Genomic DNA, 26,311 nt, shown 5'->3' with positions numbered 1-26,311 from the left:
GTCAGACGTGCGCGCGCTCGCGCACGGGCGGGGGCGCGGCGGAGCGCTGCAGCAGCGCCGGTGCGGCGGCGGCGACCGCGGCGGCGAGCAGCACGGAGAACACGAGCAGGGCGGCCTGCTGCGAGATCACGAGCGTCAGGAGGCCGAGGCCGATCACCGGTCCGGCGAGCCCGATGTAGGCGGCCAGGAAGAGGCCGGCGAGCGCCTCGGCGCGCCGATCCGGGCTCGCCATGGCCGAGACGGTGTTGACCGCGCCCCGGAACATCAGCCCGGCCCCGGCTCCGGCGAGCACGCCGCCGGCGATGAAGACGGCCAGGCTCGGCGCGGGCAGCCACACGGCCACGACGAGCAACACGAGCCCGACGGGCAGGATCGGCACGGCCGCCACCAGCATCCCGCGCGTCGTGCGGGTCACGGCCTGCGCGAACACGGCTGCGCCGAATACCGCGAACGACACCGCTCCGGCGACGACGAGCGACGGCTCGTGCAGCTCGTCGGCCAGGAAGCTGGGCGCGAGCGAGGTGAAGAGCCCGAAGGCGGAGAAGGAGACTGCTGCGCCGACCGCGGCGGCGAGGAATCGGCCGCGCTGCTGCGGCGGCACGGCCACGCGCTGCGGGCGGTAGGGCGGCAGGGGAACGGGGGCCTCCCGCGTCTCCGGCGTCACCAGCGCGATCGCGACGGCGACGCCCAGCAGTACGAGCAACACCTCGTACGGCACGGTGAGCGGGGAGCCGGTCCACTGGGCGAGCATCCCGGAGACGAGGGCGCCGACGCCGAGGCCGCCGATGTTCACGGACGTGGCCACGAGCTGGGCATGCCGAGCCGGTGCGCCCGGACGGTGCGCCGAGTGCAGCTCGGCGAGCCACGCGGTCGCCGTCGCAGTGGCGGCGCCGATCCCGATCCCGGACACCAGGCGTGCCAGCACCAGCCCGGGCAGCGAGGGCCAGACGAGGAAGACGACGGCCGCGAGGATGCACGCCACGAGCGCCGGCACCATCACCCGGCGGCGGCCGTACCGGTCGGAGAGGTGCCCGACCAGGAACAGGCTGACCGCGACGCCGACGGCGTAGGCCGCGAACACGAGTGTCACCACGAACTCGGAGATGCCGTTCCGCTCGCGGTAGAGCGACCAGAGCGGCGTCGGCACCGTGCTGAACGCCATTACTGTGAGGAACGCGTACGCGATGGCCCAGAAACCTAGACCGTGGCGCCTGCCGATGGAGGTGGTCACTTCTCCAGTCTCGGCATCCCGGTCATTTCCTGCTACGAACATTGACGCACACCGTTATCGCCCGTGACGATGACCGCCGTGGAGCTGCGCCAGCTCGCGACGTTCGTCGCAGTCGCCGAGGAAACCAGCTTCACGCGCGCCGCGGAGCGGCTGCACGTCGTGCAGTCGGCGGTCTCGTCCGGGATCCGCAGCCTGGAGCGGGAGCTGGGAGCGCCGCTCTTCGCGCGCACCACCCATCGCGTGGACCTGACCGACGCCGGGCGCGCCCTGCTCCCCGAGGCCCGGGCGACGCTGGCAGCGGCCGCGGCGGCGCGCGAGGCCGTCGACCAGGTCAGGGGCGGGCTGCGGGGAACCGTCCGGCTCGGCATCCTGCAGGCGCCCGTGATGCGGCCCGTGCACGTCCCGCGGGTGCTGGCGACGTTTCGCGCACAGCACCCGGGTGTGGCGCTCGAGGTGCGGCACGCGGGTGGGTCGACCACGGCCGCGGAGCAGTTGCGGGAGGGCCGGCTCGACCTGGCGTTCATCGCGCTCGCGCCGCGCGCCGCGCCGGGGCTGACCCTCACGCCGCTGTGGCGCGAACCCTTCGTGCTGGCGGTTTCCGCCGACCACCGGCTCTGCGGTGCCACCCGCGTCAGCCTGGACGACCTCACGCAGGAGGCGTTCGCCGAGCTGCCGGCGGGCTGGGGCATGCGGCTGGTCACCGACCGCGCGTTCGCGGCGGCGGGCTTGCGGCGGACGATCACCTACGAGGTCAACGACACCGCCACCGTGGTCGAGTTCGTGCGGCACGGCCTCGCGGTCGCACTGGTGCCCGCCTCCGTGGCGGAGGACCTTTCCGACGTCGCCGGGGTCCCGGTCGACGTACCGGACCTGGCGTTCGAGATCGCGATCGCCGTGTCCGCGGACCGCCGCCGGAGCGCGGCGACGGAGGCGCTGCTGACGATGATCACGAGCACCGCCTGACCGCACCCACCGTCCCCGGACGGCGCACAGCGTCGACGATCTGGGAGGTGCCGGCAGGGTGTGTGCGGTCGGGTCAGGGGCGGTGGGCACTGCCGTCCGTTGCCCGCAGCAGGGCCCATCTGTCGTGCTCCAGCGGGGCCGTCACCGGGTGGCGGCGCGCGGCCGACTCGTCGAAATCGACACCCAGGCCGGGCCGGTCCGACGGGTACAGCTTCCCGCCTTCCGGCACCGGTGCCCCCGGGAAGACCTCCAGCGTCGCATCGGTGAACCGGGCCGCCTCCTGCACGCCGAACGCGGGGGAGCTGACGTCCAGGGCCACGTTCGCCGCCTGCCCGACGGGGGAGACGTCGCCGGGGCCGTGCGGCGCGGTGCGGACGCCGAACAGCTCGCACGCGGCCACGAGCTTGCGGGTCGGCGTGAGTCCCCCGAGCGTGGGGATGCGGATGCGCGCGAAGTCGATCACGCGCTGCTCCAGCAGCGGGAGGTACTGGCCGATTTCGCTGTATAGCTCGCCGACGGCCAGCGGCACCGACCCGGCCGCCCGCAGCTGCGCGAAGTGGGCCGCGTCCTCAGGGGCGAGCGCGTCCTCCAGGAAGTACAGCCCGGCGTCCTCCACCGCGCGCACGAGCTGGCGGGCCTGCGACGGGGTCAGGCGCTCGTGGGCGTCGTGCAGCAGTTCCACGCCGGCGCCGACCCGCTCGCGCACGTCCACGAGTACGCCTGGAACGTGCCGCAGGTAGGAGGTGCTGTCCCAGCTCCCCGCCCGCAGCCGCCTGCGTTCGGCCTCGGCGGCGTCGGCGGGGGCGGTGCCGTAGGTGTCGGTGCCGGGCACCGCGACCTGCACGCGCACGTGCCGGTACCCGCGCTCGTGGGCGGCGAGGACGGCCTCGGCGATCTCCGCCGCGTCGTCGCCGTCGACGTGGGTGTAGGCGTCGGCGTACTCCCGGGCGCGGCCGCCGAGCAGCGCGTGCAGCGGCATGCCCGCGACCTTGCCCTTGATGTCCCACAGCGCCACGTCGATGCCGGCAAGGGCGTTGTTGGCGATCGACCCACCCCGCCAGTACCCGCTGTTCAGCAGGAGCCGGTGGACGTCCTCGATGTCGGACGGGTCGCGCCCGGCGAGCATCGGGCCGAGGTAGTCGTCGACGACCGACCGGATCGCGACGGTCCGCTGCGGGTCGCTCGCGCAGCCCAGCCCGTAGAGGCCGGGCTCGTTCGTCTCGACCCGGACGATCACGTACGGGCAGCCCTGCGGGGCGCACAGGAACGTGCGGACGGCCGTCACGCGCAACCGCCGCGACGACCCGTGGAGCCAGGGCGCGGGGGCGAGGACAGGAGTCGGTGCAGGGGTCGCGTGTGCGGTCATGAGGAGCCTCTCGTCGAGATCGTTGACACCGTACATCGATTTGATTTACCTTCCCAGCCAGTGGCGCCGTCAAGGGCAGCCGCCCCCGATTCGGAGGCTCGACACGTGATCCGACACCGACGTCGTACCCCACGCCCGCTCGTCGGCCTCGCGGCCGCGCTCGCCCTCGCCGGAACCCTTGCCGCGTGCGGGAGTGGGGGCGGCGGTGGCGGGGCGGCCCCGGGCACGACGCTCACCATGTGGACCTTCAAGCAGTCCCACCTCTCGGCCCTGCAGAACGCCGCGCGCACCTTCCAGGACAAGACCGGGGTCGCGGTCAACGTCGAGGCCGTCACCCCGGACAGCACGTTCCTGGCGCGGGTGCAGGCCGCCGCCAACACCGGTGACCTGCCCGACGTGCTGGAGACGCACACCAACGGCGACGACTTCACGTTCGGCGGCGCCGGGCTGCTCGAGGACCTCTCCGACGACGTCCCGGCCGACTGGACGGCCAACTACCGGCCCGCCGTCGCGGGCGAGGGCACCGTCACCGAGCAGTACTACCAGCAGTCGCTGGCGTCAGGGTCGAAGACGGCAGGTGTGGAGCAGGGACAGCGGTTCAGCGTGCCGCTGACGATCGGCACCTTCGGCATCGTCTACGCCAACCGCGAGCGGCTCGCCGAGGCCGGGATCACCGAGGCCCCGAAGACGTGGGAGGACTTCGTCGCGGCGCTCGACGCCGTGAAGCGTGCCCGCCCCCAGGACGGCGGCCTGAGCCTTGGCCTCCAGTCCCCGTCCACCGGGCTGGAGTGGGTCATGCAGCCCATGGCGTACGGGATGCTCGGCAAGCAGCCGTTCGAGGCCCTCTTCAGCAACGACCCCGCGGTCAACTGGGCGTCGCCGAACGGCACGCGGGTGCTCCAGGCCTACGGCCAGATCACCCCGTACTGGATGCCCGGCACCCAGACCCTCGACATCGACTCGGCGGACATCGCGTTCGCGCAGGGCCGGTCGTCGTTCCTCGTCGGCGGGACGTTCACCCTCGCGTTCCTCGCCCAGAACGGGTTCGACCTCAACAACCTGGTGACGTTCCCGATCCCGGCGCCCTCGGGCGGGGCCGTGAGCGACCTGAGCCTCGCGCCGTTCGCGCTGACCGGCCTGTCGGTCTCGGCGACCACGGAGCACAAGGACGCCGCCCTCCAGTGGCTGCGCCACCTCGCCGATCCCGGCGTCGCCACGCAGTTCGCCCGCGACGCGCTCGACGTGCCGCCGACGGAGTTGGGCAACGACGCGGGCACGGTGCTCGGGCCGGTGCTCGGCACGATGGTCGCCTCCCTCGGCGAGGGCGAGACCGCCTACAACCCCGGGTACACGGCCTACCGGCCGGGCGCGTACGACTCCGGCCGGGTCGGGGAGGTGCTGATGAACTACACGCCGCTGCAGCAGCGGGACGCGGAGGGCGCCGGGCACGACCTCGCCGACCTTCTCGGTTCCTACTGGTCCGAGGAGCGGTGACAGCGGCTTCCTCCGAGGCCGTGGCCGGCGCGGTGTCCCCTCTGGGCCGCGCCGGCCGCGGGCCGCACTTCCGGAGGCGGGAGAAGGCGTGGGGTTACGCGTTCGTCGCGCCCGCGCTCCTGCTGTTCGCCGTCATGGGCGTCTACACGATCGCGTACGGGTTCACGCTCTCGTTCGCGCGCTGGAACGGCTTCTCGCCGCGCTGGATCTGGGTCGGCCTGGAGAACTACATCGACCTGCTGGGCGGAAGCCCCGTGTACGGCCCGCCCGTGCGCGCGGCGGCGCTGAACACGCTGTGGGTGATGATCGCGGTTCCGCTGTTGACGGTGGCCGTGAGTTTCCCGCTGGCGGTGATCCTCAACTCGGTCACCCGGCTGCGGACCGTGCTGCGCTCCGTCTACTTCATCCCGTACGTGACGAACGGGATCGCGATCTACTTCGCCTGGCAGTACATCTACGAGCCCAACGGGGCCATCAACGGCGTCCTCGGCGCGCTGGGCCTCGGCTCCCTGCAGCAGCCACAGGGCTTCCTCGGCAACCCGGCGACGGCGCTGCCCGCGCTCATCGTGGTGATGGTGTGGACGGCGGTGCCGGTGGCGATGCTGCTGTACCTGGCCGGCCTGCAGGCGATCGACCCCGCCCTGCTGGAGGCGGCGAAGATCGACGGCGCCGGCTGGTGGCGCACCAACCGAAGTGTCGTCTGGCCGCTGCTGACCGGCACGACGGCCATCGTCGTGCTGCTCAACCTGCGCGACGCGCTGCAGGGGTTCCAGGTCTTCCTCATCGCGACCAACGGCGGTCCGGGCGACGCGACGAACGTGCTCGGGCTGGAGACCTACCGGCTCGCGTTCCTGTCCGAACTCGCCCCGACCCTGGGCCTGGCCAGCGCGCTCGGCTGGATGCTCTTCCTGGTCGCGCTCGTGATCGCCCTGGTCAACCAGCGGATGCTGCGGAGGCTCCGGTGACAGCGACACTCGTCGACCAACCCCAGGCCCCGGTCGCCCCAGCGACCCCGCGTCGGGGGTCCGGCGGCCGCGCGGTCGCGCGCGTTGTCGTCGGGGTGCTCCTCGCCGGCTACGCCGTGGTGAGCCTCTACCCGTTCCTGTGGATGGTCTCGGCCGCGCTGAAGACGCGGGAGGAGATCATCGGCAACACGGGTCTCATCCCGCGCAGCCCGACGCTGGCCACGCTGGTCGACACCTGGGACCGGCTCAACTTCTTCGGCTACTTCCTCAACAGCGTGGGCGTCACCTTCTTCACCACGCTTGGGGTCGTGGTCGTCTACTCGGCCGCCGCCTACGCATTCGCGGTGATCGACTTTCCCGGGCGGACGGCGCTCTACCGACTGTTCCTCGTGCTGCTGTTCGTGCCGGCCGCCGTGACGCTCCTGCCGATCGTGCTGCTGGAGAACCACCTCGGCATCCTCGGCGGACACTTCGGGCTGATCCTGCCGTTCGTCAACGGCACGGCTCCGCTCGCGATCCTGCTCCTGACCAACGCCTTCGACGCCGTGCCCGACGAGCTGCGGGACGCCGCTCGCGTCGACGGGGCCGGGGAGTTCCGGATCTTCGCGACGATCTACGTGCCGCTCGCGCGGCCGGCGCTCGTCACGATCGCGCTGCTCACGGCGATCCCGACCTGGAACGAGTACCTGCTCACCCGGGTGTCGCTCAACGACGCCTCGGCGTACACGCTGCCGATCGCGCTGCAGGCGCTGCGGTCGGAGCAGACCATCCAGTACAACACCCTGATGGCGGGTGCCCTGATCGTCGTGATCCCGATCATCATCCTGTTCCTCAGCGCCCAGCGGTACTTCGTCAACGGACTCGTCGGAGCGGTCAAGGGATGAACGACGGCACTTCAGGATTGCGCGACCCCCACCGGGAGGTCGGGGTGGGTGACACCGTCCTCGTCACGGGGGCGGCGGGTGTGATCGGCCGGGTCGTCGTGCTCGTGCTCGCGGGCGCCGGGATGCGGGTGGTCGCGGCGGACCGGGTCGAGTCCGGGGCAGGTGGCCGGGTGCTCGTCGGGGACATGTGCGACGCACGGTTCGTGGCGGAGTGCCTCGACGGCGTCGACGCCGTGGTGCACCTGGCTGCGATCCCCGCGCCCGGGCAGGCGCCCGAGGAGGTGACCCTCGCGCACAACGTGCAGTCGGCCTACCTCGTGCTCGACGGCGCGGGGCGCGCCGGGCTGCGCACGGCCGTGGCGGCGTCGAGCGCGTCCGCTTACGGCTACGCCTGGGCGGAACGGGATCTCTCCCCGCCCTACGCGCCCATCGACGAGGCGCAGCCGTGCGTCCCGATCGACTCGTACGGGCTGTCGAAGGTCATGACCGAGGAGGTCGGGGCGTTCGCCACCCGCCGGTGGGGGATCCCGACCACGCTCCTGCGGTTCCCGTTCGTGGGCGACGGCGAGCGGCTCGCGAATCGGCTGGCCCAGGTCCGCGACGACGTCGGGGGCGGCCGGAGCGAGCTGTGGACGTGGCTCGACACGCGGGACGCCGCGCGGGCCGTGCTCGCGGTGCTCACCTCCGGGCTCACCGGGCACCACGTGCTCAACATCGCCGCGCCCGACTCGAGCACGTGGGAACCTGCGGCGGCGCTGATGGCCAAGTACCACCCCGAGACCTCGATCAGGGGACCGCTGGAGCCCGACGCGTCGCTCTTCGACACGACGCTGGCGCGCGACCTGCTGGGCTTCGTGCCCGCGCACGGCTGGCGCGGCGACGCATGAGTGGTTCCCTCTGGATCGGGACGTACCCCGACGCCGGCGTGGCCGGCAGCGGGGAGGGGATCTGGCGGGTCGGTGTCGACGCGGCCACGGGCGAGCTCTCCGACCCGCGGCTCGTCGTCGAGACGCCGGCGCCGTCGTTCCTTGCGCTGCACCCGAGCGGTCGCACGCTCTACGCGGTCGCCGAGCTCGACGAGGGTGCCGTGACGGCGTTCGCGGTCTCCGCCGATGGGCTCGTGCCGCTCGACACCCGGCCGACGGGCGGCGCTCTCCCGTGCCACGCGCTTGCCACGTCCGGCACGCTGCACGTCGCCAACTACGGCAGCGGCCACCTCACGACGTTCGGGCTCGCGGCGGACGGGGGGTTCGCCGGTGGGCCCGAGACGTACGGCAACACCGGTCGCGGGCCGGACAGCGATCGCCAGGAGGGTCCGCACGCGCACTACGTGGGGATCGTCGGCGACGAGGTGTGGGTGTCCGACCTGGGCACCGACGAGCTGCGCCGCTACCGCCCCCGCTCGGGCGATGTCTCTCCGGCTGGGACCGCGGCGCGGCTCCCGCTGGGAGCAGGGCCCCGGCACTTCGTGACCGTCGGCGACGCGGTGGTCGTCGTGACGGAGCTCGACGCGGGCCTGTACGTGCTCTCACCGGAGAGCGGCGCCGTCCGCGCGCGGTACGACGCCACGGCCACCCCCGGGCACCACCAGCCCTCGCACCTCGCGCTGAGCCCGGACGGCACCCGGCTCTTCGTCGCTGTGCGCGGCGTGGACGTGCTCTCGACCTTCGCCGTGGCGGAGGGGGACGCCGGGTTGGAGCATCTCGCCGACACACCCCTGGCGCGGTGGCCGCGGCACTTCGCGGTGCTGCCGCCGGTGACGGAGACCGACGCCGCGCTCGTGGTCGTGGCCGACCAGCAGGCGTCGACGCTCACGGCGCTGCGCGTGGACCGGGAGACCGGGCGCGGCACGACTGTCGGCTCGGTGCCGCTGCCGGCGCCTGCCTGCGTCCTGCCCACCGGGACGGCGTGACTCCCCGGGCGTCCCGTCGAGTCAGACCGTCGGGCGGGGCGCTCTCGGGTGCGGGGGCGGGGGGTTGCGCACGGCGATCACGCCACCCACGTCGTAGGTGAGCCAGGCGAGCAGGGTGGCGTCGTCGAACGTCAGCGGAACGCGCGGGCCTTGCCAGCCGAGCATCGCGGTCGGGTTGTTCGCGAGCGCGTCGCGGAGTGCGGCGGCGAGCTCCGCCGTCATCCGCGCGACCTTCCCCTCGTGCCGCAGGTCCTGACCGCCCGGCAGGGCCTCGGACGCGTCCGCGCCCGTCCTGAGGACGTAGCCGCAGCCTTGGCGGTCGTCGAAACCGGTCACGATCATCGAAGCTCCGGCCTGCTAGGGGACGCCCGCGCCGAGGCCCTCACCGTGACGGACATGGGCGGCTCCGCGGGGTCGACGGTGGCCGGACCCTATCGGGCCGGGCGCCGTCCGTCCCCCGCAACACCGGGCGTCACCCGTCAGCGGCCTCCTGTCGCGAACCGGCGGTCGGGCGCCGGAGTCAGCGACGGCGAAGGCGCGCGAGGAGCCTCCGGGCGCGCTCGCGGTTACGCGGGTCGGCGGCCATGCGGCGGCCCTGGTCGGTGAGCCGCCTGCCCTGGGGGCTGGAGAGGAATGCGCGGATACGCCGCATGAGTGCCATTCGTCCGAAGTTACCCGATCCGCCTGGGCGATCACACTCCGTGCCGGATGCCGGTGGCCACGGGTGAGAAGACTCACCCACTGGACGTTTGCCGCGAGGATACCCGCCAGTAACAATGTCCCGAACCGGGCGTCCGTCACGCCGAACCACCTCCCGCGGTGGCATTGTCGGCGGCGAGCGGGCGTTGCGCCCGAGCCCGTGCCGTGGCAGGAGGTCGAAGAGGTCCGATGAACATCGTCGTGCTGGTCAAGCAGGTGCCCGACACCTATTCGGAGCGGAAGCTGGACGGCTCCGACGGGACGTTGGATCGGGGTGCCACGGATGCGGTGCTGGACGAGATCAACGAGCGTGCGGTCGAGGCGGCGCTGCAGTTGAAGGAGGCCGGTGTCGGTCCGGGCGACGGTTCCGAGGTCACGGTGCTGACCATGGGCCCGGACCGGGCCACCGACGCCATCCGCAAGGCCCTGTCGATGGGTGCGGACAAGGCGGTGCACCTGTCGGACGAGGCGCTGCACGGTTCGTGCGCGGTGCAGACCGCGCGGGCGCTGGCGAAGGCGATCGGCACCGTGGAGTTCGACCTGGTGCTGGCGGGGAACGAGGCCTCGGACGGGCGGTCGGCGGCGGTGCCGGCGATGGTCGCCGACGTGCTTGGGCTGCCGGCGCTGACGCATGCCCGTGAGATCACCGTGGACGGTTCCTCGGTCACCGTGAAGCGGGAGACCGACGACGGGGTCACGGTCCTGACCGCGGAGCTCCCGGCCGTGGTGTCGGTGGGCGAGAAGATCAACGAGCCGCGGTACCCGTCGTTCAAGGGGATCATGGCGGCGAAGAAGAAGCCGGTGACCACGCTGTCGCTGGCCGATGCCGGGATCGACCCGTCCGAGGTGGGCCTGGCGGGCGCGCTCTCGACGGTGACCTCGTCGCAGCCCAAGCCGCCCAAGAGCGCGGGGGAGAAGGTCGAGGACGAGGGCGATGGCGGCAGCAAGATCGCCGCGTTCCTGGTCTCGCAGAAGCTGATCTGACCGGTTCGACGAGTAGAGGAGACGACTCATGGCTGAGGTGCTGGTCCTCGTCGACCACCTCGAGGGTGAGAACAAGAAGAGCACGTTCGAGCTGCTGACCGCGGCGCGCGGGCTGGGGGAGCCGTCCGCGGTGGTGGTGGGCCCCGCAGGGACCGCGGGCAAGCTGGCCGACGGGCTCAAGGAGTACGGCGCGGAGAAGATCTACGTCGCGGAGACCGACTCGGCCGAGTTCCTGTCGCCGGAGGTGTCGGTGCTGTCGGCGCTGGTGGAGTCGAAGGATCCGGCGGCGGTGCTGATCGCGGTGTCCGCGGACGGCAAGGAGATCGCCGGTCGGGTGGCGGTGCGCACCGGTTCGGGGCTGCTGGGTGACGTGGTCGCCGTTTCCCCGGAGGGCACCACGCACTCCGTGTTCGGTGGTGCGTTCATCGCCGAGGCGAAGGCCACCACCGGGCACCCGGTGATCACGCTGCGGCCGGGCTCGGTGGACGCGGAGCCGGCGCCCGGTGCGGGTGCGGAGGAGCAGGTCGAGGTGCCCGCCGGCGCGGGTCGCAGCGCGACCGTCACGAGCCGGGAGCCGATCACCGGTGGTGACCGGCCGGACCTGACCGAGGCGTCGGTGGTGGTCTCCGGCGGCCGTGGTGTCGGGTCCGCGGACGACTTCGCGGTCGTCGAGGCCCTGGCCGACTCGCTGGGCGCGGCGGTGGGGGCGTCGCGGGCCGCGGTGGACTCGGGGTACTACCCGCACCAGTTCCAGGTGGGGCAGACCGGGAAGACGGTGTCCCCGCAGTTGTACATCGCGCTGGGGATCTCCGGGGCGATCCAGCACCGGGCCGGGATGCAGACGTCGAAGACGATCATCGCGGTGAACAAGGACCCGGAGGCGCCGATCTTCGAGATCGCCGACTACGGGGTGGTGGGCGACCTGTTCAAGGTGGCCCCGCAGCTGACGGAAGAGGTCGCGAAGCGCAAGGGCTGAGACCCCCGACCCACTGCGAGGAAAGCCACTTTCATTGCGCCAGACGCGATGAAAGTGGCTTTTCTGCATGGCACCCCGCCTGACGTGCTGCTTTCCGGGGACAGCCTACCTACCAGGGACAACGCGCACCACGACGGGACGCAACGGGACAGCCGGAGCCACGGATTACCGCCGTTGGGACGGCCTGTGCACACGTAGTGCACACGGTGTGGATCTTCGACTGCGCACATAGGGTGCGGGTCGATGAGCCGCGGTACCGGTCCGCGGACGTGTGCCGGCCGGGGTCCGAACGCCCCGGCGCCGGGTTGCTCTCTTCAACGTCCGGAGGCCCGGGGCCAGAGAGTCCGGGCTAGTTCTCCTCGCCGCGCTGGCCTAGCTCTCGGAGCTGGCGCCGGATGTCCTCCGAGACCCACCGGCGGTGCCCGGAGGGCAACGTCATCTCGGGCTTGATGTAGCCGCGCTCCGCGTACCGGACGAGGGTGCGGGTCGAGATGCCGAGCGACCGCGCCGCTTGCGCAGTGGTCAGCAGTTCCCTGTCCGCCATGGCGACGACGCTAGGCGATCAGCGGTCCGACCTGGCATTAACTGGCTGAGTCGCTGGATTAGTCATAACTACCAGGCAGTGCCACACCCGGTCTCATCACTCGAACGCGGCATCCGGGAACCGACCTCGTTGCTCATGCAGGGGGCGGCCTGGCCGGAGCGGTCGCGCGTCAGGCGGTGTCGCGGCTGCGGGGTGGGGTGATCCGGGTGATCTGGCCGGTCTTGACGTCGTAGGCGTAGCCGGACACTCTGATCTTCCCGGATACCTGCGGTGCGCTGACGATGGCCTCGACATCGCCGGGCACGGTGCGGGCGGGGTCGAGCACAGCCCGCCCAGCCAACTCGGCGTCGTCGTATCCGGTGCGCTGGGCGAAGTCGTGGCGCAGGGACTCGTCGGCGAGCAGGGCCGATCCGCAGTCGGTGTGGTGCACGACGGCGAGTTCGAACCAGTCGGCGTCCGGGGTCTTGACCTCGTGCAGGTAGCTGATCCAGGCCAGATCCTCGAGCACGGCGGGAGTGACCCGCCCGCCCACGGTGCGCGCGACGATGGCGTCACCCAGCGTGAGACCGAAGACGTCTGACGGTTCGACCCGGGGGTCGATGCAGGTGAGGATGTAGACCTGCTTGTTCGGGATGAACGGGATCACCGGCTGGTGCTCGCGCAGATCGGTCGCAGCGAAGCGGGTGTTGTTGTCCAGCAGTTCGTCGAGGTTGCTCACGACTTTCAGGATCGTCGCGGCGAGCGCGGCCGACGAGGGGCAGGACTGCCAACATTCGCGAGGCTGCTGCCACCGCACCGTTCCCGGCCGGCCCTCCGCCGCACCGCTCGGCGGAGCACACCTGGCAGCCGGGTGCAGCGATCTCGCGCGTCGGAGGTGGGGGCGTCGTCCGGAGGCATAACCTCGGTGCCGTGGGAGTGACTCCGCACCGAGTGGCCGCGCTCGCGATCCCCGACGTAGTCGCGTTCGACCTGTCCATCGCGGCGCAGATCTTCGGCCATCGCGACGAACGCGAACGGTATTCCTTCGTGGTCTGCGCCGAGGAGCCGGGGAATGTGCCGTCGACGACCGGGTTCGCCGTCGAAGCCCCGTACGGCCTCGACGTCCTCGGGACTGCGGACACCGTCATCGTCCCGGGTTTCCACCCTCTGACGGACCCCTCCCCGGCGACGCTCGACGCCCTGTCCCGCGCGGCCGCCCTGGGAGCACGTGTCGCGTCGGTCTGCGTGGGGGCGTTCGCACTCGGTGCGGCCGGTCTGTTGGACGGCCGTGCCGCGACCACGCACTGGCAGGAGGCGGACGCCTTCCGGCGCCGCTTCCCCCGCATACGGCTGAATCCGGAGGTTCTCTACGTCGACTCCGGTTCGATCCTGACCAGCGCGGGCCTGTCCGCCGGGATCGACCTGTGCCTGCACCTGGTGCGGCAGGACTACGGCGCCGCCGTCGCGGCGGACGTGGCCCGCCGCATGGTCGTCGCAGTCCACCGGCCGGGTGGCCAGGCGCAGTACGCCCGCCTCCCGCTGCCCGAAGCGGACGGTCTCGGTGAGACGTGCGACTGGGCCGTCAGCCAGATGCACCGCGCGCTGACGGTGAACCTCTTGTCCCGGCACGCCGGGTTGACACCGCGCACGTTCGTCCGGCGGTTCCGCGACGTGACCGGGATGACCCCGATGCGTTGGCTCGGCGGCCAGCGCCTGCTCGAGGCCCAGCGGTTGCTGGAGGCGACGCGGCTCACGGTCGACGAGATCGCCTTGCGTTGCGGGATCGGCAGCGCCGCCAACCTGCGTCTGCACATGAGCCGCGAGCTCGGTACCACCCCGACCGCCTACCGCCGGAGTCACCGCCAGGTGGCGACGCCCTAGCCAGGCCGGTGGAGACGGATCGGTGGCGAGCGTGTGTGGTGTGAAGGAGCGCCACGGCGGCCGGGGACGACATCTGTCATCTGGACGCAACCGCTCTGGCCGAAACTGATTCGTACCGGGCCGGTGTCGGCGACGCCCGCGCGGCCGCTGCCACCCTATCGATCGGGCGGAGAGAAGGACGAACGAGTAGGCCGTGCCTACTCGGCACGGCGTGGGGCAGGACCTGGAAACGTTCTGGTCGCGGACGCAGTCGCGGCTGCCGGCTGCGACATCCTGTGCAGCGACTACCTGCCCTTCGCACTGCAGGCGGCCCCCCGCCGTCGCACAAGCCGGGGTCGTCGGCCTCGGCGCGGCGGTCGACCTCGTCTCCACGACCCCCGCCGCCGCGCTCGGCCTGCCGAGCCCCACCATCGAAGTCGGCAAGCCGCTGACAGAGGCGCTGGGCACCGTCTCGGGTACGACGTTCATCGGCGCTGCGCTGTGGCGGGCCGGTCGGCGGACCTTCAGCCGCGACAGCGCCGCGGCCCGCGAGGGCAACCGCACCCCGACGGGTGTGTGAGGACACCGCGCGGGCGCGTGACCCAGCCGCGACGGCCACGCGAGCTGACCGGCGGGCGCGCCCGATGACGAGCGACCATCCACTCTCCGCCTTTCATCGCCGCCGAGCCGGGCCTGGCCGAGCGGCTCCTCGCCGCGCACGTGGACGACGGGTCGGGCCGATGTGCGGTGTGTTCCGGCGGCGCGCAGTCCGGCCGGAGCGCCTGGCCATGCACGATCGGCACGCGTGAGCACCCGCGGCGCGGAACGGCCCGCGCCGATCGCTGATCGATACCGCCCCGGCGTGTTCACCGCATCTCCACTCCCGCTTCCGCTCGCGCGGTGCCCGGTGTTGCTTCCGGGACGTACCAAGTCCGCGTGACCTCGTCGCAGGTGCTCGCCCGGACTCCGCAGGCGGCGTCGGCCCGCCGCTACTCCCTGCTGCTGACCACCGACCCCGACGAGGTGCGCGCCGCCCAGCGGCTGCGTTACCGCGTCTTCGCCGACGAGCTCGGCGCTGTTCTCCACACCCCCGAGCCGGGGCTCGACGTCGACCGCTTCGACGCCCATTGCGATCACCTCGTCGTCCGCGAGGACGGTTCGGGGGAGATCGTCGGCACCTACCGCATGCTGCCCCCGCAGCGCGCGCACGCGCTTGGGGAGATGTACTCCGATGGCGAGTTCGTGCTCGACGAGCTGGCGCCGCTGCGCCCGTCGCTCGTCGAGACCGGGCGCTCGTGTGTGCACCCGGACCACCGCGACGGGGCCGTCGTCGGCCTCGCCTGGGCGGGGATCGCCCGGTACATGCTGCTCACCGGCAACCGCTGGCTCGGCGGGTGCGCGAGCGTCCCGCTGGCCGACGGGGGCGGGCTCGCCGCCGCCGTGTGGGATCGCGTGCTCGCCAAGCACCTCTCCCCGGAGCCCTACCGGGTGCAGCCGCTGCGCCCGTGGAACCCCCACGGCGTCCGCAGGCCGCTCCGGGTGAAGCTGCCCCCGCTGCTGCAGGGCTACCTGCGGCTGGGTGCCTGGGTGTGCGGGCCGCCCGCGCACGACCCGGACTTCGACTGCGCCGACTTCTACGTCCTGCTCGGGCTCGACCACATGGACGAGCGGTACGTCCGCTTCTTCCTCGGCGGTGCTTCGTGACCGAGCTTGCGAGGTCACCATTCAGCAGAGCACGCAACGGCACGACCGCGCCGAGCACCGGAGAGGAGCGGGCGTGACGGTCCGGGTGCACCCGCGGGCTCCGTGGACGGGCTGGGCGCCGACGTCGCCGTGCGGCCCTGACTGCCGGCCCGTCGAACGCGGTCCGGTCGCGGCGCTCCCGCTGGTGGCCTGGCGGATGGTGGCGCTGGTGGCGGTGGTGCTGGCGACGCTGGTGATGGCGCCGTTCGTGCCGCCCTCGGCGCGGGTCCGGTGGCTGCGCGCCCGCTGCGCGGCGGCGTTGCGGGCCTCGGGCGTGCGGCTACGCGTCACGGGGTCGGTGGCGGGCGGCGGTGTGCTGCTGGTCTCCAACCACATGTCGTGGATCGAGATCCTCGGCGTCGGCGCGGTACACCCGGTGCGGATGATCGCCAAGCTGGAGGTGCGGGACTGGCCGCTGATCGGCGGCGTCGCCGCGCGTTCGGGCGCCCTCTTCGTCGACCGGGCCGGGCTGCGCAGCCTGCCCGCCACCGTCGCCGCCACGGCCGACGCGCTGCGCGCGGGGGACGTCGTGGGGGTGTTTCCCGAGGGCACGACGTGGTGCGGAGCGGCGGCAGGCGAGTTCCGGCGGGCGGCGTTCCAGGCTGCGATCGACGCGGGCGCGCCGGTCGTCCCCGTGGCGGTCGTGCTGCGCCCGCCGGGCGGTGCCCCGACGGCCGACGCGACCTTCATCGGCGAGGAGACGCTCTGGGACGCGCTGATGCGAGTGCTGCGGATGCCCGCGCTGGAGTGCTCTCTCACGGTGCTGCCCCCGCTCGCGCCGGGAGCCGACCGCAAGGATCTGGCCCGCCGAGCGGCCGAGGCGGTCGCGAGCGTCACCGGAGTGCCCCACCCCGTCAGCGGTGCGCCGCGGACGACGGCGCCGGCGGTTGCTGCGTAGGAGGGTGCTTCGCGCGCTCGCTGGGAGGGTGCTGAAAAGCTCCGGCCGTAGCGAGCGGCGTCCAGGTGGCCGCATCGCAAGGCGGAGGAGAGACCCGATACCGCTGTTGTATCGGGCCCGACGACAACGCGGCGAGGTGGCTGCCTGGGCGTCGCGCAGTAGGCCCGAGCTTTTCAGCGCGCTCCTCTAGGGCCGGTACCCGGCCCGCCGGGAGCGCGGCGTTTACTCTGGAGCGCAGATCGACGACCGGACGGGCCCTGATGTGACACCGCGCGCGACCTATCTCGACCACGCCGCCACCACACCGATGCTCCCCGAGGCGGTGGCGGCGATGGCGGACGCCATGACCCGCACCGGCAACGCGTCCTCCCTGCACACCGCAGGCCGGCGGGCGCGGCGGGACGTGGAGGAGGCCCGGGAACGGATCGCCGCGGCCGTGGGCGCGCGGCCGTCCGAGGTGGTGTTCACCACCGGTGGCACCGAAAGCGACAACCTCGCGGTCAAGGGCCTGTTCTGGGCGCGCCACGCGGCCGACCCGCGCCGCGTTCGGGTGCTCGTCTCGGCCATCGAGCACCACGCCGTGCTCGACGCCGCCGCCTGGCTCACCGAGCACGAGGGCGCCGAGCTGGAGCTGCTCGACGTCGACGCCGAAGGCCGCGTCCGTCCCGAGACACTGCGGGCGGCGCTCGCCCGCGAGCCGGAGCATGTCGCGCTGGTCTCGGTGATGTGGGCCAACAACGAGGTCGGCACGGTCAACCCGATCCGCGAGCTGGCCGCCACTGCGCACGAGTTCGGCGTGCCGCTGCACACCGACGCCGTGCAGGCCGTCGGGGTGCTGCCGGTCGACTTCCAGGCCAGCGGCGCCGACGCCCTCACGCTCACCGGCCACAAGCTCGGCGGCCCCTACGGCGCCGGCGTGCTGCTGCTCGGCCGCGAGGTCGTGCTCACACCCCTGCTGCACGGCGGGGGCCAGGAGCGTGACGTCCGTTCGGGCACGCTCGACACGCCCGCCGTGATCGGGCTGGCCACGGCTGTCGAGATCGCGGTCGGCGACGCCCCCCGCCGGGCGGCCGCGCTCGCCCGGCTCCGCGACGACCTGCTCAGCAAGGTCCTCGCCGCCGTCCCGGACGCCACGCTCAACGGCGACCGCGGCACCGGCGTGGTGGAGGGCGGCCCGTCGCGGCTCCCGGGCAACGTGCACCTGTCGTTCCCCGGCTGCGAGGGCGACAGCCTGCTCATGCTGCTCGACGCCCACGGCATCGAGTGCTCCACCGGCTCCGCGTGCACGGCGGGCGTGGCGCAGCCCAGTCACGTGCTCCTCGCGATGGGCGCCGATGAGGCCACGGCCCGGGGTTCGCTGCGGTTCTCCCTCGGCCACACGACGACGGCGGAGGACGTCGATGCCGTGGCCGCCGTGATCGGCCAGGTCGTCGAGCGGGCCCGCCGGGCGGGGCAGCACGCGTCGGTGGTGGGACCGTGAGAGTCCTCGCCGCGATGAGCGGCGGTGTCGACTCCGCGGTCGCCGCCGCCCGGTCCGTCGAGGCCGGCCACGACGTCGTCGGCGTGCACCTCGCGCTGTCGGAGACGCCCGCCGCCCTGCGCGCCGGCTCCCGCGGCTGCTGCTCCCGGGAGGACGCCGCCGACGCCCGCCGGGCCGCCGACGTGCTCGACATCCCGTTCTACGTCTGGGACTTCGCCGCGCGCTTCACCGCGGACGTCGTGGACGACTTCGTCTCCGCGTACGCGGAGGGCCGCACCCCCAACCCGTGCCTGCGCTGCAACGAGAAGATCAAGTTCGCGGCGCTGCTGGACCGGGCGCTCGCGCTCGGCTTCGACGCGGTCTGCACCGGGCACTATGCCCGCCTCACGTCCGGGGAGCTGCGCAGGGCCATCGACGCCGACAAGGACCAGTCCTACGTCCTGTCGGTGCTGACTCAGGAGCAGTTGCAGCACGCGATGTTCCCGATCGGCGACACCCCGAAGCCCGCCGTGCGGGCCGAGGCGGCTGAGCGCGGGCTGCGGGTGGCCGACAAGCCCGACAGCCACGACATCTGTTTCATCCCCTCCGGCGACACCCGCGCGTTCCTCGGCGAGCGCCTCGGCGCGCGGCCCGGCGCGATCGTCGACGACGCCACGGGCATGGAGCTGGCCCGCCACGACGGCGTGCACGGCTTCACCGTGGGGCAGCGCAAGGGGCTCGGGGTCGCCGCTCCGGCCGCCGACGGGCGCCCGCGTTACGTGCTCGGCATCGAGCCGGTGAGCGGCACCGTGCGGGTCGGGCCTGCCGACGCGCTGGACGTCCGCTCGATCGAGGCCGAGCGCCCGGTATGGAGCGCAGGCCGGCCGCCCGCCGACCGGTTCGCGTGCGTGGCGCAGGTGCGCGCGCACGGCGGGCTGGCCGCAGCGGTGGTCGAGTCGGGCCCAGACGGGCTGCGGGTGGAGCTGGACGAGCCGCTGCGCGGGGTCGCCCCCGGCCAAGCGGTGGCGCTGTACCGCCCGGACGACGAGGGCGACGTGGTGCTGGGCAGCGCCACGATCACGCAAACGATCTGAGGGACGCCACCGAAACGTCAGCGGGGTGGCCCCGCTGACGTTCAACGTCAGCGAAGCCACCCCGCTGGAAGTGCGTGGTCCTCTTACGCGACCGTCACCTCCGTGATCATGCCCTGCACGTGGTGGGGCAGCTCGCCCTCGTCACCCACGGGGCAGATCAAGAAGTACTTGCCCGGCTCCAGGTCGGCGAGAAACCCGCCGGTCTGGCCGGGCGCGGCCTGGGCGAACCCGGGCACGATCTCCACCAGCTCCATGAGCTGCTCCATCGGCGCGTTGACCACCTGCTCGACGGTCGTGACCGCGTCCTTCGCCTTCGCCAGGTGCGCGACGTGGAACTCGCCGCCTGCGCTCTTGTTCGCCAGCAGGATGCTGACCGGGCCGGCCTCCAGCGTGGCCGGGGCGCCGTCGAAGTGGAAGTCGGTGCCGGTGAGCGCCACCTGCTGGTAGCCGCAGTTCTGGTGCGCCCAGGTCTCGTAGTCGGTGATCGCACCGGTGAAGGCGGGGTCCTCGAAGTCGGGCCCGGTGCCCTGCGTGGCCGCGGCCTGGAACACCGGCTGCAGCGCGGTGAGCGACGGCGTCAGGGCCGTGGGGGCCTGCGCCAGCGCCGCGTCGAGCGCCGGGGACGTCGCTGCGCCCCACTCCTTCACCGCGGCGGCGGGCGGCGGCCCGTCCGGCCCACCCTCCGGCGCGGGGACACTGTCGAGGCGCAGCAGGCTGCCGCAGACGGCGGCGGTCGCCGAGGCAGCGTCGGCCGCGGGCGGCGGTGCGGCCGGGGCGGCGGGGGTGGGACCGCCGCTGCAGCCGGCGAGAACGGCGAGCAGGCCCGCCGCGATGAGGCCGGCTCCGGCGGGTCGGGTCGTGCGCATCAGGTCCTCCGTGGGATCGGTTCTTGCGTCACGGATGAACCTAGGGACGTCGTTCCGGCTGGTCAGGCATGGTGGCGTGCGATCATTCGGGGGTGTTTCCCGCACCCGTCCCGACGGTGAAGGGGGTGCTGACCCCCTCGTAGGACAGGTGCATCACCATCCCCGCGGCGGCATGCGCGAGGTTGTGGCAGTGGTCCATCCAGATCCCCGGGTTGTCGGCCCGGAAGGCCACCTCGAACTCCTCACCCGGCTCCACGCCGACGGTGTCGGCCCACCACGGGCTGCCGCTCGCCGGCACCCCGTTCCGAGAGAGGACGAGCACGTGGTGGCCGTGCAGGTGCATGGGGTGCGCGTCGTCGCCGTCGTTGCGGATCCGGACGCGCACCAACTCACCCTCGGCCACCGGTGCGGCGGGCGGGTGCAGCTCCCCGTTGATGGTCCAGGTGACGTTGGGGACGCCGCGCCGGATCGTCCGGACGGTGTCGAGCACCTGCGTGAGCTCCCGGTCGAACGGCCCGGCCGCGTGGAACGGGACGGGGGCGGGCGCGCCGTAGCCCAGCGGGTCGAACACCGGACCGTCGGCGGGCGCAGGCAGCGGGTCCTGCCCGAACCCGACGGCCGGGCCGCGGTCCAGCACCACGGTGCCGGGTGCCGTGAACTCCACGTCGATGCGCCCGCCCGCGGGTACCCGCAGCTGTTCGCCGTGGAGCGGGGTGGGGCCGTTGACGTCCGTGCCGTCGATCGCGGCCACCGTGAACGGCGCCCCCACGACGGCCCAGGTCTGGGTGCGCGAGTCGGTGTTGACCAGCCGCGCGCGCACCCGGGTGCCGGGTGCGACGTCCCGGCGTGATGGCCCGTCGCCTGTGCCGATCGCCACCACCGGGTCGGCGCCGGGACGCAGCCAGGAGTGGCCGAGCAGCACGACGTCCGGCCCGGCCGCGCCGCCGGGCGGTTCCACGACGAGCGCGCCGTAGAGCCCGCGGTGCACGGTGCCCGCGGAATCCTGGTGGGTGTGGTACCAGAAGGAGCCGATCTGCTCGGGCCGGAACCGGTACAGGTGCTCGCCGCCGGGTGGCACGGCGTCCTGCGTCACGCCCGCGACGCCGTCCTCGGCATTCGGGACGTCGAGTCCGTGCCAATGCAGCGTGACGCCCTCCGCGACGTCCGCGTTGCGCAGCACGACCTCCACAAGCTGCCCGGCCCGCACCCGCAGCTCGGGGCCCGGCGCGGTGCCGTTGAACGTGAGGCCGTCGGTCGAGAATCCGGAGTCCAGCACGACCTGGGACTGTCTGGCCGTCAGCTCGAACCGGACGTCCGGCACCCCGTCCCGGGGCCCGGTGAGGTCGGCGACGCTCTGGGCGCCCGGGGTGGCGTGCGCGTGGCCGTGTGGGCTGGGGTGCGGGGCGGCGCGATCCTCGAACGCGACGGCCGCGATGGCGATCGCGAGCGCCGTGACGGCGGCCGTCGCGAGGGCGGAGGGGATGCTGCGGCGCAGGCGTGCGGGGTCCACCGCCCGAGCGTCGCGGCGGGGGAACGGCCGCGGGAGGGTGCCAGTACCCGTCCGGAAGAGAGCTAGCAGGGTCCTGAACAACTCCGCCTGTAGCGCAGTAGGGCCGAGTTGTTCAGGGCGCTGCTAGCCCCACGGGTGTGGCGCGACGAGCCGGTGGTAGACACCGGCGGTGAGTACCGACGATGCCGTGGCGGCCGCGCTCGCCGCCGCAGGGCTGTCCGGGGCGACGCCAGGGCAGACGCTCGGCGGCGGCCCGCTGGTGGTGCCCGGCCCGACCGGGGAGCAGCCGCCGCCAGAACCGGCACCGCGCTGGCCGGACGGTGCCGCCACCGGCGTCGGCTCGATGCCGGGCACGGATGCGCGGGAGGCCGCCGCGACCGTCGTGGGTGAGCTCCCGCTGCTGCCGTACCTGCCCGAGCTGCCGGCCCGCGGTGTGGGCGCGGACATGATCGGACGCACGGCAGGGCTCCTGGTCGACCTCGCCGTCGAGGTCGTGCCCACCGGGTACCGGGTCACGGCCCGGCCGGGGCACGACCACCGTCGGGCTGTCGACCTGCTGCGCGCCGACCTCGACGCGCTGGAGGAGGCGTGCGAGGTCGCCCGGCCCGAGTGGGTCAAGGTGCAGGCCGCCGGGCCGTGGACGCTCGCGGCGGCTGTGGAGCTGCACTCCGGGCACCGCGTGCTGACCGACGCCGGGGCCGTCCGGGAATTCACCGCGAGCCTGCTGGAGGGGCTGCGCGCGCACGCGGCCGAGGTCGCCGGGCGCACCGGCGCCCAGGTCCTCGTGCAGCTCGACGAGCCGACGCTGCCCGCGGTGCTCGCCGGCTCGCTGCCCACGGCGTCGGGTTACGGCACGGTGCGGGCCGTCGGACGGAACGAGGCGCAGGATGCGCTTCGCGACCTTGTCGCGAGCCTGGACCGGCCGGTCGTCGTGCACTGCTGCGCGGACCGCCCGCCGATCAGCCTCCTGGCCGGCGCCGGCGTGGCCGGGGTCGGAATCGATGCCACGCACCCGGCCTTCCGCGGCGACACGGCGCTGCCCGCGGCGCTGGACGTGATCGGCGAGGCCTGGGACGCGGGCACGCCGCTGCTGCTCGGCGTGGTTCCGGCGCTCGACCCCGGGCGGCCGGTGACGTCGAGGGAGCTGGCGAAGCCGCTGTTCGAGCTGGCCGACCGGCTGGGCTTCGACCGCTCACGCCTGGCTTCCCTAGCCGTGCCGACACCCACCTGCGGGCTGGCAGGCGCCACCCCGACCTGGGCCCGCCGCGCCCTGACGCTCTCGAGGGAGATCGGCGAGGCCCTCCTGGACCCACCCGAGAACACCTGACCCCCCGCCCCGCGAGTCGGGCTCTGGGTGCACGCGAGTCGGGGCCTGGGTGCACGCGAGTCGGGCCCTGGGTGCACGCGAGTCGCAGTATTCGGGTGCGCGAGTCGCTCGATTCGGGTGCGCGAGTCGCGCTGTTCAGGTGGGTGACCCCGCGCCAGATCGCGCAACTCGCGCACACTTTCCCGGCGACTCGCTCACACCTTTGCAGCGACTCGCGTGCTCTCACGCCCCGACTCGCGTGCTCTCACGCCCCGACTCGCGGGTGGGGCAGCCTCGACGACCTGTTGCGGCAGCTTTCACGACCCTGCCCGACCGGGCGAGGCATGGGTCGATGTCGGTGCCGCTCGATAACCTGCGTCAGTGAGCCCCGATACCGTCAGCCAGGCCACCCCCGAGCCGGAGGTCCGCGAACGGCACGCGCGGCTGGCCGCGGAGGTCGCCGACCACCAGTTCCGCTACTACGTGCTCGACTCGCCCATGATCTCCGACGGGCAGTTCGACGCGCTCTGGCGCGAGCTCGTGGAGCTGGAGGAGCGGTACCCGGAGCTCGTCACACCGGAGTCGCCCACGCAGAAGGTCGTCGGCCGGTTCGCCACCGAGTTCACCGCGCACGACCACCTCGAACGCATGCTGAGCCTCGACAACGCGTTCGCCGCCGACGAGGTGCGCGCGTGGGCCGAGCGGGTCACGCGCGACGTCGGCGACGGCAAGCTCCACTACCTGTGCGAGCTCAAGATCGACGGCCTCGCCGTCAACCTGCTCTACGAGAACGGCAGGCTCACCAGGGCGCTCACCCGCGGCGACGGGCGCACGGGCGAGGACATCACGCTCAACATGCGCACGCTGGAGGAGGTGCCGCAGCAGCTCACCGGCACCGACGAGTTCCCCGTGCCGGCGCTCGTCGAGGTGCGGGGCGAGGTGTACTTCCGGCTGGAGGACTTCCAGGCGCTCAACGCGTCGCTGGTGGAGGCGGGCAAACCGCCGTTCGCCAATCCACGCAACACCGCGGCGGGCTCGTTGCGGCAGAAGGACCCCAAGGTCACGGCGTCGCGCCACCTCCGCCTGATCTGCCACGGGTTCGGCAAGCGCGAGGGCTTCACCCTGGAGCGCCAGTCACAGGGTTACGACGCGCTGCGCGCGTGGGGGCTGCCGGTGTCGGAGCGCACCGTCGTGCTCGAGGGCGTCGACGAGATCCTCGCCCACGTCGAGTACTGGGGCGAGCACCGCCACGACATCGAGCACGAGATCGACGGCATCGTCGTCAAGGTCGACGAGGTGGCGCTGCAGCGGCGGCTGGGCTCCACCTCGCGGGCCCCGCGCTGGGCCATCGCGTTCAAGTACCCGCCGGAGGAGGCCACCACCAAGCTCCTCGACATCCAGGTCAACGTCGGGCGCACCGGGCGGGTCACTCCGTTCGCGCAGATGGAGCCGGTCGTCGTGGCCGGGTCCACCGTCTCGCTCGCCACCCTGCACAACGCGCAGGAGGTCAAGCGCAAGGGCGTGCTGATCGGCGACCGGGTGGTCATCCGCAAGGCGGGTGACGTAATCCCCGAGGTGCTCGGTCCGGTCGTGGATCTGCGCGACGGGAGCGAGCGCGAGTTCGTCATGCCCACCCACTGCCCGGAGTGCGGCACCGAGCTTGCGCAGCAGAAGGCGGGCGACGTCGACCTGCGCTGCCCCAACTCCCGGTCCTGCCCCGCGCAGCTGCGGGAGCGGCTGTTCCACGTGGCCGGGCGCGGCGCGTTCGACATCGAGGGGCTCGGCTACGAGGCCGCCACTGCGCTGTTGACGTCGGGTGTGGTCCAGGACGAGGGCGACGTCTTCTCGCTCACGGCCGAGGACCTCCTGCGCGTCGAGCTGTTCCGCACGAAGGCGGGCGAGCTCACGGCCAACGGCCACAAGCTCCTCGCCAACCTGGAGGAGGCGAAGGACCGGCCGATGTGGCGGGTGCTCGTCGGGCTCTCGATCCGGCACGTCGGGCCCACGGCGGCGCAGGCGCTGGCCCGCGAGTTCGGGTCGATGGACGCCATCGAGTCGGCCGCGGAGGCGGCGGCCCGCGACACCGCGGCCGCGGGGCTCGCGATCACCTCTGACGGCACGGCGGGCGACGCCGCCGACGAGGCGGCGGCCGACGAGAGCATCGCCGCTCCGGCCGAGCAGGCGGAGAGCGAGCAGGCGGAGAGCGAGAGTGCGCCGGAGCCGTCCGCGGAGGAGCAGGCGGCTGCGGCGGAGCGGGCGGCCCGGGTGGCCGCGCGCGCCCAGGCGAAGGCGCTGGCCGCGGCCCTGGCGCCGATTGCGGGTGTGGAGGGGGTCGGGCCCACCATCGCCGCGGCGCTGCGCGACTGGTTCACGGTCGACTGGCACCGCGAGGTCGTCCAGAAATGGCGGGCGGCCGGCGTGCGCATGGCCGACGAGGTTGACGAGTCGGTGCCACGCACGCTCGACGGCCTCTCGATCGTCATCACGGGCTCGATGGAGGGTTACTCCCGCGACGAGGCCAAGGAGGCGATCACGGCGCGGGGCGGCCGGGCGGCCGGTTCGGTGTCGAAGAAGACGGCGTTCGTCGTCGCCGGTGACGCCCCCGGGTCCAAGTACGACAAGGCCCTGGAGATCGGCGTTCCGGTGCTCGACGAGGCCGGTTTCCGGGTGCTGCTGGAGCGTGGACCGGAGGCCGCCCGGGAGGTCGCAACCGTCGAGGGGTGAGCCCCGATGGTGGTGCGCCCGACACGTAGGATCACGCTACCCGTGTCTCTCCGTGCGGTGCCGGACCCACCATCCGCCATCCGAGGGTCACTCTTTCGACGGGGGTGTCAGCGTGCTGCAAGCGGTGCTCAACGGGTCGCGTCCGGCGGACGCGCACCCCGCGCTCCCCGTGCTGGCGCGCCACCTCGCCCGCGATGCGCGCGAGGTGGCCGAGTTGGGCATCACGTCCGTGCACGTTCACCCCAGGGGCCCGGACGCGCAGGAGACGCTCGACCCGCTCTATGTCGGCGACACGGTGGCGGCCATCCGCGCCCAGGTGCCGAGCATGGAGATCGGGGTCGCCACCGGCCGCTGGATCCAGCCCGACCCGCGCAAGCGCATCGACGCCGTGCTGGCCTGGGGCCACCTGGGTGTCGGCAAGCCGGACGTGTGCTCGGTGAACGTCCACGAGAAGGGCTGGGTGGACGTCTGCAATGCGGCTCGCTCGGTCGGAATCGGCGTGGAACTGGGCGTCTGGACGAGCGGCGACGCGGTCACGCTGCGCACCACCGGGCTGCCGGCGGGCACGGTCCGCGTGCTGGCGGAGTCCACTGTGTCCAACCCCGAGACGGCGGTGGCCGAGGGGGTGCGCATCCTGCGCGCGCTCGGCACGCTCCCGGTGCCGGTGCTGCTGCACGGCGAGGAGTCCGGCGCGTGGCCGGTGCTGGAGTACGCGATGCGGATGCAGATCGACACCCGCATCGGGTTCGAGGACGTGCTCGTCACGCCAAAGGGCTGGTTGGCCACCGGTAACGATCACCTCGTGAAGTTGGCGCTCGGCACCCGCGTCTGACGTCCGAGTTTTGCATCTGCCA

At 73.0% G+C, this 26,311-nt stretch carries 25 protein-coding genes; 17 read left to right on the top strand and 8 right to left on the bottom strand.

Annotated features, from left to right (window positions below):
- Window position 1: 1 nt before the first annotated feature.
- On the bottom strand, window positions 2–1,231 hold the full coding sequence (locus ABD143_RS20515) for an MFS transporter (protein WP_343980676.1): 1,230 nt from the start codon (window positions 1,229–1,231) through the stop codon (window positions 2–4).
- A gap of 69 nt (window positions 1,232–1,300) precedes the next feature.
- On the opposite strand from ABD143_RS20515, the gene ABD143_RS20510 reads away from it, so the two are divergent.
- On the top strand, window positions 1,301–2,194 hold the full coding sequence (locus ABD143_RS20510; RefSeq protein WP_343981088.1) for a LysR family transcriptional regulator: 894 nt from the start codon (window positions 1,301–1,303) through the stop codon (window positions 2,192–2,194).
- 73 nt (window positions 2,195–2,267) lie between these two features.
- Here ABD143_RS20510 and ABD143_RS20505 read toward each other — a convergent pair whose 3' ends face one another.
- Complete coding sequence (locus ABD143_RS20505) at window positions 2,268–3,560, bottom strand: enolase C-terminal domain-like protein (RefSeq protein WP_343980673.1); 1,293 nt, start codon at window positions 3,558–3,560, stop codon at window positions 2,268–2,270.
- Window positions 3,561–3,665: 105 nt separating this feature from the next.
- On the opposite strand from ABD143_RS20505, the gene ABD143_RS20500 reads away from it, so the two are divergent.
- The 5 genes from ABD143_RS20500 to ABD143_RS20480 are packed head-to-tail and all read left to right on the top strand — an operon-like array spanning window position 3,666 to window position 8,815.
- Complete coding sequence (locus ABD143_RS20500; protein ID WP_343980670.1) at window positions 3,666–5,054, top strand: ABC transporter substrate-binding protein; 1,389 nt, start codon at window positions 3,666–3,668, stop codon at window positions 5,052–5,054.
- Window positions 5,051–6,019: a carbohydrate ABC transporter permease gene (locus ABD143_RS20495; RefSeq protein WP_343980667.1), complete on the top strand. Its 969-nt coding sequence runs from the start codon at window positions 5,051–5,053 to the stop codon at window positions 6,017–6,019. The genes ABD143_RS20500 and ABD143_RS20495 overlap by 4 nt, the downstream gene beginning before the upstream one ends.
- Entirely contained in the window at window positions 6,016–6,903 is an 888-nt protein-coding gene (locus ABD143_RS20490; protein ID WP_343980664.1) for a carbohydrate ABC transporter permease, read from the top strand. Before ABD143_RS20495 ends, ABD143_RS20490 begins: the two co-directional genes overlap by 4 nt.
- 44 nt (window positions 6,904–6,947) lie before the next feature.
- Window positions 6,948–7,790, top strand: a complete 843-nt coding sequence (locus ABD143_RS20485) for an NAD-dependent epimerase/dehydratase family protein (protein WP_343980661.1) — start codon at window positions 6,948–6,950, stop codon at window positions 7,788–7,790.
- Window positions 7,787–8,815: a lactonase family protein gene (locus ABD143_RS20480; protein WP_343980659.1), complete on the top strand. Its 1,029-nt coding sequence runs from the start codon at window positions 7,787–7,789 to the stop codon at window positions 8,813–8,815. The genes ABD143_RS20485 and ABD143_RS20480 overlap by 4 nt, the downstream gene beginning before the upstream one ends.
- Window positions 8,816–8,836: 21 nt before the next feature.
- Here ABD143_RS20480 and ABD143_RS20475 read toward each other — a convergent pair whose 3' ends face one another.
- A complete protein-coding gene (locus ABD143_RS20475; RefSeq protein ID WP_343980656.1) occupies window positions 8,837–9,157 on the bottom strand; it encodes a hypothetical protein in 321 nt (106 codons plus the stop codon).
- 178 nt (window positions 9,158–9,335) lie between these two features.
- A complete protein-coding gene (locus ABD143_RS20470; protein ID WP_343980653.1) occupies window positions 9,336–9,476 on the bottom strand; it encodes a hypothetical protein in 141 nt (46 codons plus the stop codon).
- Window positions 9,477–9,703: 227 nt separating this feature from the next.
- Here ABD143_RS20470 and ABD143_RS20465 point away from each other — a divergent pair, with 227 nt between their 5' ends.
- Both ABD143_RS20465 and ABD143_RS20460 read left to right on the top strand, forming a co-directional pair.
- The gene (locus tag ABD143_RS20465) at window positions 9,704–10,498 is read left to right on the top strand and encodes an electron transfer flavoprotein subunit beta/FixA family protein (protein WP_343980651.1); all 795 of its coding nucleotides are present in this window, start codon (window positions 9,704–9,706) and stop codon (window positions 10,496–10,498) included.
- 28 nt (window positions 10,499–10,526) lie between these two features.
- Window positions 10,527–11,474, top strand: coding sequence for an electron transfer flavoprotein subunit alpha/FixB family protein (locus tag ABD143_RS20460; RefSeq protein WP_343980648.1), 948 nt, complete (start codon window positions 10,527–10,529; stop codon window positions 11,472–11,474).
- Window positions 11,475–11,823: 349 nt separating this feature from the next.
- Here the strand turns inward: ABD143_RS20460 and ABD143_RS20455 are convergent, their stop codons facing one another.
- Both ABD143_RS20455 and ABD143_RS20450 read right to left on the bottom strand, forming a co-directional pair.
- On the bottom strand, window positions 11,824–12,018 hold the full coding sequence (locus ABD143_RS20455; protein ID WP_343980645.1) for a MerR family DNA-binding transcriptional regulator: 195 nt from the start codon (window positions 12,016–12,018) through the stop codon (window positions 11,824–11,826).
- A 169-nt stretch (window positions 12,019–12,187) separates the two neighbouring features.
- Complete coding sequence (locus tag ABD143_RS20450) at window positions 12,188–12,736, bottom strand: carbonic anhydrase (protein WP_343980641.1); 549 nt, start codon at window positions 12,734–12,736, stop codon at window positions 12,188–12,190.
- 197 nt (window positions 12,737–12,933) lie between these two features.
- On the opposite strand from ABD143_RS20450, the gene ABD143_RS20445 reads away from it, so the two are divergent.
- The 6 genes from ABD143_RS20445 to mnmA all read left to right on the top strand — a co-directional run bounded on the left by ABD143_RS20445 (window position 12,934) and on the right by mnmA (window position 19,051).
- Window positions 12,934–13,878: a GlxA family transcriptional regulator gene (locus ABD143_RS20445; protein WP_417715281.1), complete on the top strand. Its 945-nt coding sequence runs from the start codon at window positions 12,934–12,936 to the stop codon at window positions 13,876–13,878.
- A gap of 193 nt (window positions 13,879–14,071) precedes the next feature.
- A complete protein-coding gene (locus ABD143_RS20440; RefSeq protein ID WP_343980635.1) occupies window positions 14,072–14,437 on the top strand; it encodes a hypothetical protein in 366 nt (121 codons plus the stop codon).
- Window positions 14,438–14,793: 356 nt separating this feature from the next.
- Window positions 14,794–15,561, top strand: a complete 768-nt coding sequence (locus ABD143_RS20435) for a GNAT family N-acetyltransferase (protein ID WP_343980633.1) — start codon at window positions 14,794–14,796, stop codon at window positions 15,559–15,561.
- A gap of 73 nt (window positions 15,562–15,634) precedes the next feature.
- Window positions 15,635–16,498: a lysophospholipid acyltransferase family protein gene (locus ABD143_RS20430; RefSeq protein WP_343980630.1), complete on the top strand. Its 864-nt coding sequence runs from the start codon at window positions 15,635–15,637 to the stop codon at window positions 16,496–16,498.
- A 331-nt stretch (window positions 16,499–16,829) separates the two neighbouring features.
- Complete coding sequence (locus tag ABD143_RS20425; protein ID WP_379659897.1) at window positions 16,830–17,978, top strand: cysteine desulfurase family protein; 1,149 nt, start codon at window positions 16,830–16,832, stop codon at window positions 17,976–17,978.
- Window positions 17,975–19,051: a tRNA 2-thiouridine(34) synthase MnmA gene (gene mnmA / locus ABD143_RS20420; protein ID WP_343980627.1), complete on the top strand. Its 1,077-nt coding sequence runs from the start codon at window positions 17,975–17,977 to the stop codon at window positions 19,049–19,051. Before ABD143_RS20425 ends, mnmA begins: the two co-directional genes overlap by 4 nt.
- Before the next feature lie 83 nt (window positions 19,052–19,134).
- On the opposite strand, the gene ABD143_RS20415 is transcribed toward mnmA, so the two are convergent.
- Entirely contained in the window at window positions 19,135–19,917 is a 783-nt protein-coding gene (locus ABD143_RS20415; RefSeq protein ID WP_343980624.1) for a hypothetical protein, read from the bottom strand.
- Between the two features lie 82 nt (window positions 19,918–19,999).
- Window positions 20,000–21,427 carry a multicopper oxidase family protein gene (locus tag ABD143_RS20410; protein WP_343980621.1) on the bottom strand — a complete coding sequence of 476 codons (1,428 nt, stop codon included), beginning with the start codon at window positions 21,425–21,427 and terminating at the stop codon, window positions 20,000–20,002.
- 343 nt (window positions 21,428–21,770) lie between these two features.
- On the opposite strand from ABD143_RS20410, the gene ABD143_RS20405 reads away from it, so the two are divergent.
- The 3 genes from ABD143_RS20405 (at window position 21,771) to ABD143_RS20395 (ending at window position 26,289) form a co-directional block, all read left to right on the top strand.
- The gene (locus ABD143_RS20405) at window positions 21,771–22,754 is read left to right on the top strand and encodes a uroporphyrinogen decarboxylase/cobalamine-independent methonine synthase family protein (RefSeq protein WP_379659896.1); all 984 of its coding nucleotides are present in this window, start codon (window positions 21,771–21,773) and stop codon (window positions 22,752–22,754) included.
- 360 nt (window positions 22,755–23,114) lie between these two features.
- Window positions 23,115–25,457: an NAD-dependent DNA ligase LigA gene (gene ligA, locus ABD143_RS20400; RefSeq protein WP_343980618.1), complete on the top strand. Its 2,343-nt coding sequence runs from the start codon at window positions 23,115–23,117 to the stop codon at window positions 25,455–25,457.
- Window positions 25,458–25,569: 112 nt separating this feature from the next.
- The gene (locus ABD143_RS20395; RefSeq protein WP_343980614.1) at window positions 25,570–26,289 is read left to right on the top strand and encodes a 3-keto-5-aminohexanoate cleavage protein; all 720 of its coding nucleotides are present in this window, start codon (window positions 25,570–25,572) and stop codon (window positions 26,287–26,289) included.
- Window positions 26,290–26,311 lie beyond the last annotated feature (22 nt).

The organism is Pseudonocardia aurantiaca, assembly GCF_039526725.1.
Lineage (GTDB): Bacteria > Actinomycetota > Actinomycetes > Mycobacteriales > Pseudonocardiaceae > Pseudonocardia > Pseudonocardia aurantiaca.
This window is presented reverse-complemented; position numbering and strand designations above follow the sequence as displayed.